This is a genomic window from Flavobacterium sandaracinum (assembly GCF_004349135.1).
In the GTDB taxonomy this organism is placed as follows: domain Bacteria; phylum Bacteroidota; class Bacteroidia; order Flavobacteriales; family Flavobacteriaceae; genus Flavobacterium; species Flavobacterium sandaracinum.
Genome location: NZ_SMFN01000008.1, coordinates 149,445 through 161,475, shown reverse-complemented (window position 1 = coordinate 161,475; position 12,031 = coordinate 149,445). Strand labels below are relative to the sequence as shown.

The window sequence follows — 12,031 nt, the reverse complement described above, 5'->3', positions numbered from 1 at the left end:
TGCGACAATATCAACAGCTCTTAAAGGAAAAAGGAATTAAACAAAGTATGTCAAGAAAAGGCAATTGCTTAGATAATGCTATCATTGAAAACTTCTTTGGAATACTCAAATCGGAGTTGTTCTATCTTAAAAAGTACAACTCAATAAATCAATTAAAAAAAGAGATTCAAGAGTATATAGTATATTACAATAACGACAGAATTAAATCAAATTTAAACAAAATGAGCCCGATACAATATCGAGCTCATTATTATCAAAATTAATTATAAATTTGTCTAAACTTTTGGGTGCAGTCCAAAGAAAATTCCTTTAGGGCTTTTTGTTGTACTAAAAAGTAAATTATTTTACTGTGAAAGTAACTCTTCTAACCAGTTTTCTAGCACTTTCAGAATCTTTGTTTACTGAAGTATCTTCTCCAGCAGCAATTAAATTCAATCTTGATGCATCGATATTAGCTTTTACTAAAGTGTTTTTAACATTTTTAGCTCTTGCATTAGATAATTTGTCATTGTAAGCCGATCTTCCTAATTCGTCAGCATGACCAATAATGTCCACTGAAGCTGAAGGATTGTTCCTCAAGTAGGTTAAGATAAAATCAGTTCCTTCTGTAGAAACATTAGTTGGAGTAGATTTATCAAAGTCAAAATAAACAGCAACATAACCTCCATTAATTAAACTTTTAATTAGTTCATTATCATAAACTACCGTACTGTCACCAGTTTTGCTAGCATAATTCTTTAAAATGTAAGCTTCCGTCTCGTCTGGAACATTATTGTTGTTTTTATCAATTGATCTTCCTTTGGTATCAACCATTGCTCCTTCGGGCGTATTTGCTTCTTGATCTAAATAATCAGCTACACCATCTTTGTCAGTATCTAACATCGAAGTTTCGATATCAGTAATTTTTTGTCTTAACTCTTCTATTTCATTCTCGTTGTCGATTACCCAGTCCGCATGTTTTTCGTTTTTACCTAAATAAACAGTTAAACCTACAGTACCGTTAAAAAGGATTCCTTGAAAACCACGTGCTTCAGGAGTAAGGCTCGCCCCATCAAAAGCAGTTCCTTGACTAAAATTAACAATCGTTGTAAAATCTCCTGTTAATGCAAGCCTGTTACTTAATTTAACTTGTCCAGTTACACCAGTAATAAAGTTACCCATCTTGTCTTGAATGTCATTGTCTTGGTTTCTTAACTGTGCATAACCAAAACCAGTATGTGATAACAAACCAATTGACTTGGTCCAAGTCTCAAAATTCAAAATTCTCCCTAAATTGGTAACTGCTTGTAAATTTGCTCTGTAATAATTTGTTTCGAAATCAATAGACTCCTTTTTTGCTTGGAAACTATTGTATCCTATATCTGCTTTTAAACCAAATTTGTTGTTGAACATGTATCTAACTCCAAGATCCGCTACAAAAGCACTTGGCGTAGATGTAAAATAACCAGGTGTCATTGGTTGCTGTGGTTTGTTTACACCTCCTGCAACTTCAATAGACCATTTATTATAATCCATTTCGCTGCTTTTTTCAGGTTCCATTTGTGCATTCATTGTACTAATAGTCGCACCAAAAACTAGGCTGAATATGATTTTTTTCATGTTGTAATGTTTTAATTTTTTACAAAACTACAGCACAAACTATGATGATAAATTTTAAAGTGTAAATTATATAACGATTCGTTTTAATTCTATAAAAACTGCCTGTTTAGTGTGTTTTTATAGAACTTTTTGTCAGATTTTTGATGATTTTAAGATTTATTCGATTTCGGACTGATCGTTTTTTGTGTTGGAAAACTATTCGAACGAAAGGTTTGATGTCACGAAAAAAAGATAAACAGTCGTATGAATTTTTTACTTACTACTCTTTTACTGTGAAAAACACTTACTCCAATCGCTTTAAAACGTCTGTAATTTTTTCTAACGCGCTAAAATTGGCATGAACGACCTTATGATCTATTTTTTCATGTGCCCAAGTCGTGTGAAACGGAATATGTACGGCGTGTCCGCCAATGGCTAAAACCGGTAAAACATCCGATTTTAAAGAATTTCCAATCATAAAAAATTCCGATGGCTGTATCTCTAGACGTGTAATCAAATCCGTGTAATCTACTTCTTGCTTGTCTGACATGACTTCAATGTGATGAAAATAATGTCCCAAACCAGAATTGTGTAATTTTCTTCGTTGGTCCAATAAATCCCCTTTGGTGGCCACCACTAATTTATATTTTCCGTGTAAAGCCTCTAAAGTTTCCTCAACACCATCTAATAATACAATTGGTTTCTCTAATAATTCTTTTCCGTATTGGATAATTTTTGCGATCATTTCAATTGGTAGCGTATGATTAGAAATAGTCATTGCGGCTTCAATCATGGATAGAATATACCCTTTGATTCCGTATCCGTATAATCGCAAATTATCAATTTCGACTTTAAAAAGTTCTTTAGAGATCCCTTGATTGGACAGGTAATCGCTCATTAAACTGCAGAATTTTTCTTCGGTTTCGGCAAAGTAAGTTTCATTTATAAATAAGGTATCGTCCGCATCAAAAGCGATTACTTTTATATTTTTCATATTAATTTTTTAGTATCAAAGAGGAATGTTCTTTGTGTTTTTTACTATTTTTTTTATCAAAAGGGTTTTTAGTGTAAAAGGTAATTCGGATACCCAATAGCAAAATAAGACCACCAATAATCATATTTAAGCTGATTTTTTCATCCAGAAATACCCATGCCAATAGCGAGGTGATAACTGCTTGACCTAACAAACTTAGAGAAACTCTTGTAGGTCGCATGTGCTGTGTCGCAAAACTAATAGAGAGCCATGCCATTAATTGACAAACCACTGCTTGAATGAGTAAAACGAACCATCCCAGATCTGAAAAACCAGAAAAAGGTTCATTCATGAATATACAAACAATCGCTAAATATACGGTGGATGCCAGTAAACTGACGGTCATAAAGGAAAGTACATCTATTTGAGAAAGGGTTTTTTTACTCACTAATAAATAGATTGAATATAATACTCCTGATAATACGGCCAAAAGGAAAGCGGTGTCAAAATCCAATTCCAGAAAAAACTGAAAACCTACTAACATTGCCATTCCAAACAAAGCCACTATCGTTCCAATCCAAAAATTAGTTGCCGGTTTAGTTTTTAAAAACACGTACGAAATGATTCCCACCCAAAGCGGAGATAAATTGGTCAGTAAAGAAGCCTGAGTAGCACTTGAATGCTGAATGGCAATATTCCATACTGCCACATCGGAGGCAAATAATATACCGCAAATCACAGCCAAAATCAAGTATTTTTTTTGAGGAAGCTTAAGTTTTTTTGTAATAAGTACATACGGTAAAAGCAACATGAGCGCGATGGCCATTCTGTAAAATGCAGAAATCAATCCAGGAGTGAGTTTGAGTTTTACTAATATTGGAAAAATAGAAATACAAAGTATTCCAAAAGCTAAAGCTAATCTGGGTTTGGCGTTGTTCATTTTCCGGCTATTAAAAACACGAATTTCACCAATTTCCACGAATAAATTGGTAAAAATTAATGAAATAAGTCTTTATCTATTTTTCTTGATTTAAAACCCGTTGGGCTCCATTAGGAATAACACCAGTTCGAGTGTTTTTTGTACAATGAAATAAAAAATGTATCGAGAATCATTTTTAATGATAATTTTTCTTGTTCTCGATACGATTTTCTTCCCGAGGCTTCCGGAGAAAATCACTCGAACTGACGAAAAATTATCAGTAAAAACTAATTATACCTATCGCGTTAATTTATTGTCTCCCCATTCGCTGCTTCAGCATCTGGATTTACAAAAACCAATTTTCCTTCTGCATTTGTTGTCATCAAAATCATTCCTTGACTTTCTACGCCGCGTAGGTTTCTTGGTGCCAAGTTCACTAAAACAGTTACTTTTTTACCCACAATTTCTTCTGGCGAAAAACTCTCTGCAATTCCCGAAACTATCGTGCGGACATCAATTCCTGTATCTACTTTCAAAATCAAAAGCTTGTTGGCTTTTGGCATTTTTTCTGCTTCTAGAATGGTTCCAACGCGCAAATCCATTTTGGCAAAATCCTCAAATTGAATCGCTTCTTTTTGTGGTTCGGACACCTTGTTTTCGGCTTTATTCGCTGTTTTTGTAGCTTCCAATTTATCTATTTGTTTTTGGATTTCCTCATCTTCAATTTTGGCAAAAAGCAGTTCTGCTTCTCCAATTTGGTGTCCTGCTGGGATCAAATCTGAAGTTTCTGAAACCGTAGCCCATGACAATGGAGATTCTATTTTTAATATTCGGGATAATTTCTTAGCGGTAAAAGGCAAGAATGGTTCGCAAAGAGAACTCAAGGCTGCTGCGATTTGCAAAGCCACATACATTTGTGTTTGCACGCGTTCTGGATTATCTTTAATCACTTTCCAAGGCTCTTCATCGGCTAAATATTTATTTCCTAAACGCGCCACATTCATCAATTCACTCAACGCTTCACGGAAACGGTATCTTTCCACAGAACTCGAAATCACTGCTGGATACGCTTTCAATTCGGTTAAAGTCGCTTCGTCCACTTCAGACAATTCATTCGGCGAAGGAACTACTCCATTGTAATATTTATTGGTCAACACCACCACCCGATTAATGAAATTACCATAAATCGCTACCAATTCGTTATTATTTCTTGCCTGAAAATCTTTCCAAGTAAAGTCATTATCCTTTGTTTCCGGTGCGTTTGATGTCAGTGCATAACGCAAAACATCTTGCTGATTTGGAAAATCTTCCAAATACTCGTGCAACCAAACCGCCCAGTTTTTAGACGTCGATAATTTATTTCCTTCTAAGTTTAAGAACTCATTTGCAGGCACATTATCTGGCAAAATATAGCTTCCTTCGGCTTTTAACATCGCTGGAAAAATGATGCAGTGAAAAACAATATTGTCTTTTCCTATAAAGTGAACCAGCTTGGTATCTTGATCTTTCCAGTAGGGCTCCCAATCTTTTCCTTCGCGCAAAGCCCATTCTTTTGTAGATGAAATGTAGCCAATTGGCGCATCAAACCACACGTATAATTTCTTTCCTTCGGCACCTTCAACGGGAACATCAATTCCCCAATCGAGGTCACGCGTTACGGCACGAGGCTCCAATCCGCCATCAATCCATGATTTTACTTGTCCGTAAACATTCGGTTTCCAATCGTTTTTATGTCCAACGAGAATCCATTCTTTCAAGAAATCTTCATAACGATCCAAAGGTAAAAACCAGTGTTTCGTTGATTTCATGATCGGAGTTTCTCCCGTAATAGTCGATTTTGGGTTAATCAAATCCGTAGCGTTTAGCGTCGAACCGCATTTTTCACATTGATCACCGTAGGCTTCTTCGTTGCCACATTTTGGGCAAGTACCAATTACAAAACGATCCGCTAAAAACTGATCTGCTTTCGCGTCGTATAATTGCTCCGTTACTTGTTCGATAAAATCGCCTTTTTTATATAAAGTTCTAAAAAATTCCGAAGCCGTATCGTGGTGAATTTTAGCAGAAGTCCGAGAGTAATTATCAAAAGAAATATCAAAGTCGATGAACGATTTTCGAATAATTCCATCGTATTTATCGATAACTTGCTGCGGCGTACTACCTTCTTTTTTGGCTTTCATCGAAATGGCAACACCGTGTTCGTCGCTTCCGCACACAAACAAAACGTCTCTCCCTTGCAAACGCAAGTAACGAGAATAAATATCAGAAGGTACATAAACCCCAGCCAAATGGCCAATGTGAATTGGTCCGTTCGTATAAGGCAATGCCGCTGTAATCGTATATCTTTTTGGATTCTGTATCATAAAATTATTTTTAGATTCTGAAATTAATTCAGAACGAGGTGCAAAAATAAGGAATAGAATTTTTATTTGGAGCTATTTCCTGTCTCGTTTTAAAGACGATATTACAATCTTATTTTTTTTGACAGCAACAACAATAAAAATTTCTAATACTATTGGGACTCAAAACGACCTGTTCCAAAGCAAATGCTTTACAGCGAAACCTTTTTTATTCTCTTGGACTAGAGCTCCTGTAGTAGGCATTATACTGACAAAACTAACTCCACTAAAATCGCAATCAACCCATTGCTCTAGAATCTAACACTAATTCTAAATACGTTAAAAAATGCTGAATAGTATCACTATTAGCATAAAATGTAATAAATTTAGAAGATGAAAAAAAACCTATTAACACTTTGCGTATTGGCAGCACTTTCATTGTGTTGTAACAAGAAAAAGGATAGTAATGAAGCAGCGGTAAATAAAGACACCCTTGCAAGCGAAAAACAATTTTCAAAAGCAGATTCTATAATTACTAGAGCCATCAAAGCTCATGGAGGAAACTTGTATAATAGCGCTGATTATTCCTTTCTTTTTAGAGAAAAAAAATATCGTTTTCAGAACAATGGTGCAAATTTTCAATACACATCAGAAATTCAAAAAGGGGATTCACTTATTAAAGACATACTGACTCCCGAAAAGTTTGAACGGTACATAAATGGCAAGTTACAGCCTTTAAATAAAGAAGATTCAGCTAAGTATTCTGAAGCATTAAACTCAGTTATATATTTTGCTGCACTTCCCTACAAACTCCAAGACGCCTCTGTAAACAAAGGATTTATTGAAGAGGTCACAATCAAAGGACAGCAATACGATGCAATAGGTGTAACTTTTGGTCAAGACGGTGGCGGAAAAGATTTTGATGATGAGTATCAGTATTGGATAAACAAAGAAACGCACAAAATGGATTACTTGGCTTATAATTACCGCGTTAATAATGGTGGCGTACGCTTTAGGGTTGCCTTTAACACACGAGTAATTGATGGTGTAAGTTTTCAGGATTACATTAATTATCAAGCGCCTTTGCAAACGCCTTTAAAAGACTTGCCTAAATTATACGAACAAGGAAAACTAAAAGAAGTATCTCAAATACTGACGGAGAATGTCGTTAATAATCACAAGTAAGCAACTGGATTACAAAATCTACGACCTTTAAAATTTAAATCTTTAAGAAAGCGGGCGAATCTCTTTAAGATTCCAAACTCTTTTGCATCGCATTAGCACGAGTATTCTGCTGGTGTATACTTACCATTGCATCAATTTTTTTACTACAATCTATCGTTAAGAAAAAGGAAGGGTCTCCGCATCTGCTCCGCAAAGTTTCCAACTTTGAGGTGGTGTTAAAAGGTCTCCTGACCTTTCTAAAAACTATCATGCCAGTAGATGCTGCTCAGTATACAGAGATTCTTCGTTCCTCAGAATGACAAAATAACCACAAAATATTCCTTTAATCCCAACTCCCCTAGCCCAGATTGAAGCGACATCCTCTTGTTGTAGTGCTTTCGAAAAAAGAGATATAATGGGAAACTGGAATGAGCTCCAAAAAAAGTAAACCATTAAGACATTAAGAAAAATTAAGTGTCTACTATTCATGGTGAACCTAAGTCTGCTTCGCAAAGTTTCCAACTTTGAGGTGGTGTTAAAAGGTCTCCTGACCTTTCTAAAAACTCTCATGGCAGTAGATGTTGCTCACCATGCAGAGATTCTTCGTTCCTCAGAATGACAAAATAACCACAAAATATTCCTTTAATCCCAACTCCCCTAGCCCAGATTGAAGCGACATCCTCTTGTTGTAGTGCTAGCGGAAACAAGAGATATAGCGGAAAGCTGGAATGAGCTCCCAAAAAAGTAAACCATTAAGACATTAAGAAAAATTAAGTATCTACTATTCATGGCGAACCTTAGTCTGCTCCGCAAAGTTTCCAACTTTGAGGTGGTGTTAAAAGGTCTCCTGACCTTTCTAAAAACTCTCATGCCAGTAGATGTTGCTCACCATGCAGAGATTCTTCGTTCCTCAGAATGACAAAATAACCACAAAATATTCCTTTAATCCCAACTCTCCTAGCCCAGATTAAAGCGACATCCTCTTGTTGTAGCACTAGCGGAAACAAGAGATATAGTGGGAAACTGGAATGAGCTCCAAAAAAAGTAAACCATTAAGACATTAAGGAAAATTAAGTGTCTACTATTCATGGTGAACCTAAGTCTGCTCCGCAAAGTTTCCAACTTTGAGGTGGTGTTAAAAGGTCTCCTGACCTTTCTAAAAACTATCATGCCAGTAGATGCTGCTCAGCATACAGAGATTCTTCGTTCCTCAGAATGACAAAATAACCACAAAATATTCCTTTAATCCCAACTCCCCTAGCCCAGATTAAAGCGACATCCTCTTGTTTTAGCGCTAGCAGAAACAAGAGATATAGTGGGAAACTGGAATGAGCTCCAAAAAAAGTAAACCATTAAGACATTAAGAAAAATTAAGTGTCTACTATTCATGGTGAACCTAAGTCTGCTTCGCAAAGTTTCCAACTTTGAGGTGGTGTTAAAAGGTCTCCTGACCTTTCTAAAAACTATCATGCCAGTAGATGCTGCTCAGCATACAGAGATTCTTCGTTCCTCAGAATGACAAAATAACCACAAAATATTCCTTTAATCCCAACACCCCTAGCCCAGATTGAAGCGGCATCCTCTTGTTGTAGCGCTAGCGGAAACAAGAGATATAGCGGAAAGCTGGAATGAGCTCCAAGAAAAGTAAGCCAATAAGACATTAAGAAAAATTAAGTATCTATTATTCATGGCGAACCTTAGTCCCTTCAAAACTTTGCGCCTCTGAACCTTTTTGCCTACTTTTGCAAAAAATATATTTCTCAACTTAAACTGTTTATAGCATGCAACTGTATAACACCTTAAGCGCAGAAGAAAGAGCCATCATGATTGATGATGCCGGAAAACAGAGACTTACTTTGTCTTTCTATGCTTATGCGCAAATTTCAGATCCAACACAATTTCGTAATGAATTATTTCTGGCATGGAACCCTCTTGAAGTTCTGGGTCGGATTTATGTAGCCAGTGAGGGTATCAACGCCCAACTATCACTGCCTGCTGATAATTTCTATGCGTTCAAAGACACGATAGAAAAGTACGATTTCATGAAAGGAATCCGTTTAAATATTGCCGTAGAGCATGACGATCATTCGTTTTTGAAACTAACTGTAAAAGTACGTGACAAGATTGTGGCTGATGGTTTGAACGATACTACTTTTGATGTTACCAATATTGGAATTCACTTGAAAGCGAAGGAATTCAACGAAATTTTAGAAAACCCAGATACTATTGTTGTTGATTTTAGAAATCATTATGAGAGTGAAATTGGCTATTTTAAAGGAGCAATTACACCAGATGTAGATACTTTTCGGGAATCGTTGCCTATTATCAACGAGCAATTACAAGATTTTAAAGAAGATAAAAATTTGGTAATGTACTGCACGGGTGGAATCCGTTGCGAAAAAGCTTCGGCTTACTTTAAACACCAAGGTTTTAAAAATGTATATCAGTTAGAAGGTGGAATTATCAATTATGCCAAACAAATAAAGGAAGAAAACCTTGAAAGTAAATTCATTGGAAAAAACTTCGTATTTGATCACCGCTTGGGCGAAAGAATAACAGACGATATCGTTTCGCAATGCCATCAATGTGGCAAAGCTTGCGATGTGCATACGAATTGCGCGAACGAAGGATGCCACTTGCTTTTCATTCAGTGTGACTCTTGCAAAGAGAAAATGGAAGGCTGCTGTTCTGCGGAATGTGTGACTGTGATTCATTTGCCAGAAGAGGAACAAAAAGCCATTCGAAGAGGTATTAAAAACGGCAATAAAATTTTCAAAAAAGGAAAATCAGACGTTTTGACTTTCAAAAATAATGAAGAAACGCATGCTGTTTTTGTTGCCGAAAAACCATCCAAAAATGCTAGAACTGGCGTTAAAAAAGAGATAAAAATTAAAAAACAATACATCGGAAAAGGAACTCATTTTTTTCCAAAACCAAGTATTGGTCAGTTTTTAATTGAAGAAAACGAAATCAAGATTGGCGATACCATTTTAATAAAAGGAACTACAACCGGCGAACAAAAACTAGTAATAACCGAAATGCTGGTTAATGATTTAACAAAAGAAATAGCGAATGCTGGAGATACATGTACGTTTAAATTGCCATTTAGAATTCGATTATCTGATAAATTGTATAAGATTTTAGACTAAAAAAACCACTTTAAATCCCTTCAAATTACCCCATTACAACTCCAATTGTAATGGGTTTTTTTATAAAAAATTTATGATTTATTGGCTCAGATAGGCGTTGTTCCATAAAATTAAAAAATACTATCTTTACAAATTAAACGTTTTAAGAACTTAAGTTGTGCTCGTCGCAACACTACATATAAGATTATGGCATGTACAAGTTGTTCAACTTCTGATGGTGGCGCACCAAAGGGTTGTAAAAATAATGGGACTTGCGGCACCGATAGCTGCAATAAATTAACGGTATTCGATTGGCTTTCTAATATGAGCTTACCTAATGGTGACGCCCCTTTTGACTGTGTTGAAGTCCGTTTTAAAAACGGAAGAAAAGAATTTTATCGCAATACAGAGAAATTAACGTTAAGCATGGGCGACATCGTTGCTACTGTTGCTTCTCCTGGTCATGACATCGGAATTGTTACCCTAACAGGCGAATTAGTGAAAATTCAAATGAAGAAAAAAGGAGTAAATCATTTGAGTAATGAAATTCCAAAAATCTACAGAAAAGCATCTCAAAAAGACATTGACATTTGGTCTACTGCTCGCGATAAAGAAGAACCTATGAAGGTTCGTGCTCGTGAATTAGCGATTGCTCAAAAGCTGGAAATGAAAATTTCGGATATTGAATTTCAAGGTGATGGATCAAAAGCTACTTTTTATTACACCGCAAATGACCGAATCGATTTTCGTGCTTTAATTAAAGATTTTGCAAAAGAATTCAGTACGCGTATCGAGATGAAACAAGTAGGTTTCCGTCAGGAAGCAGCTCGTTTGGGCGGAATCGGTTCTTGCGGAAGAGAATTGTGTTGTTCTACTTGGTTAACTGATTTTAGAAGCGTAAATACTTCGGCAGCACGGTACCAACAACTCTCATTGAACCCTCAAAAACTGGCAGGACAATGTGGGAAATTAAAATGTTGTTTGAACTATGAGCTAGACACTTACATGGATGCGTTGAAAGATTTTCCAGATTTTGAAACCAAATTGGTCACGGAAAAAGGAGATGCCATTTGCCAAAAGCAAGACATATTCAAAGGATTGATGTGGTTTGCTTACACCAATAATTTTGCCAATTGGCACGTCTTGAAAATTGATCAAGTCAAAGAAATTGTTGCAGAAAATAAACTAAAAAACAAAGTTTCTTCACTAGAAGATTTTGCAATAGAAATTCTTGTAGAACCAGAGAAAAACTTCAATAATGCCATGGGACAAGAAAGCCTAACACGTTTTGACCAACCTAAAGCAAAAAAGAAACCAAATAAAAAACGCAAACCAGCTAGCGAAAATGCTATCGTTGCTAACAACAACAAACCGGCAAACAATAACCGTCAGACTCCAAATGACAAAAAACCTACGGAGCCAAGAAAACCAATAATTATTACTAAAAATGTGGATAAAAAATAGCGCTACACTTCTTTTGTTTGTAATCCTCTTTTCTTCCTGTGATAAAAAAAGAGTTTTTGATCAATATAAGTCTGTTGGGACTACTTGGCACAAAGACAGTGTTGTAACCTTCAATTTACCAGAACTGGACTCAACAAAACGATATGATTTATTTGTTAATTTAAGAGCAAACAATGATTATCAATACAATAATTTGTTTTTAATTGTGGCTTTGGAATTACCAAATGGTTTTACAAAAGTGGACACATTAGAGTACCAAATGGCCGATCCGCAAGGAACCTTATTAGGAGACGGATTTTCAGATATCAAAGAAAGTAAGCTCTTTTACAAAGAAAATGTTAGGTTCCGCTCCAAATATAAGGTACACATCAAACAAGCGGTCAGAGAAAATGGTAAAGTACCTGGCGTAAAAGCGCTAGACGGAATTACTGAAGTAGGTTTTAGAATAGAAAAAAAAGAATAAAAT

The 12,031-nt window shown here is 35.8% G+C and carries 9 protein-coding genes; 5 read left to right on the top strand and 4 right to left on the bottom strand.

Going from position 1 to position 12,031, the window contains the following annotated elements:
• A partial coding sequence (locus tag E0F91_RS08975) for an IS3 family transposase (protein ID WP_165930111.1) occupies positions 1–263 on the top strand: 263 nt, incomplete at its 5' end.
• 76 nt (positions 264–339) lie between these two features.
• Here E0F91_RS08975 and E0F91_RS08970 read toward each other — a convergent pair.
• The 4 genes from E0F91_RS08970 to metG form a co-directional block, all read right to left on the bottom strand.
• The gene (locus tag E0F91_RS08970) at positions 340–1,599 is read right to left on the bottom strand and encodes an OmpA family protein (RefSeq protein ID WP_132066117.1); all 1,260 of its coding nucleotides are present in this window, start codon (positions 1,597–1,599) and stop codon (positions 340–342) included.
• A gap of 283 nt (positions 1,600–1,882) precedes the next feature.
• A complete protein-coding gene (locus E0F91_RS08965; protein WP_132066116.1) occupies positions 1,883–2,572 on the bottom strand; it encodes an HAD family hydrolase in 690 nt (229 codons plus the stop codon).
• Position 2,573: 1 nt separating this feature from the next.
• Positions 2,574–3,491 carry a DMT family transporter gene (locus tag E0F91_RS08960; RefSeq protein ID WP_132066114.1) on the bottom strand — a complete coding sequence of 306 codons (918 nt, stop codon included), beginning with the start codon at positions 3,489–3,491 and terminating at the stop codon, positions 2,574–2,576.
• 284 nt (positions 3,492–3,775) lie between these two features.
• Positions 3,776–5,833, bottom strand: coding sequence for a methionine--tRNA ligase (gene metG / locus E0F91_RS08955; RefSeq protein ID WP_132066112.1), 2,058 nt, complete (start codon positions 5,831–5,833; stop codon positions 3,776–3,778).
• Between the two features lie 369 nt (positions 5,834–6,202).
• On the opposite strand from metG, the gene E0F91_RS08950 reads away from it, so the two are divergent.
• From E0F91_RS08950 to E0F91_RS08935, 4 genes are all read left to right on the top strand, one after another.
• Positions 6,203–6,994, top strand: a complete 792-nt coding sequence (locus tag E0F91_RS08950; protein ID WP_132066110.1) for a DUF6503 family protein — start codon at positions 6,203–6,205, stop codon at positions 6,992–6,994.
• Positions 6,995–8,754: 1,760 nt separating this feature from the next.
• A complete protein-coding gene (gene trhO / locus E0F91_RS08945) occupies positions 8,755–10,122 on the top strand; it encodes an oxygen-dependent tRNA uridine(34) hydroxylase TrhO (RefSeq protein ID WP_132066108.1) in 1,368 nt (455 codons plus the stop codon).
• A 186-nt stretch (positions 10,123–10,308) separates the two neighbouring features.
• Complete coding sequence (locus E0F91_RS08940) at positions 10,309–11,565, top strand: PSP1 domain-containing protein (protein WP_132066106.1); 1,257 nt, start codon at positions 10,309–10,311, stop codon at positions 11,563–11,565.
• Positions 11,549–12,028, top strand: coding sequence for a gliding motility lipoprotein GldH (locus tag E0F91_RS08935; RefSeq protein WP_132066104.1), 480 nt, complete (start codon positions 11,549–11,551; stop codon positions 12,026–12,028). Before E0F91_RS08940 ends, E0F91_RS08935 begins: the two co-directional genes overlap by 17 nt.
• Positions 12,029–12,031 lie beyond the last annotated feature (3 nt).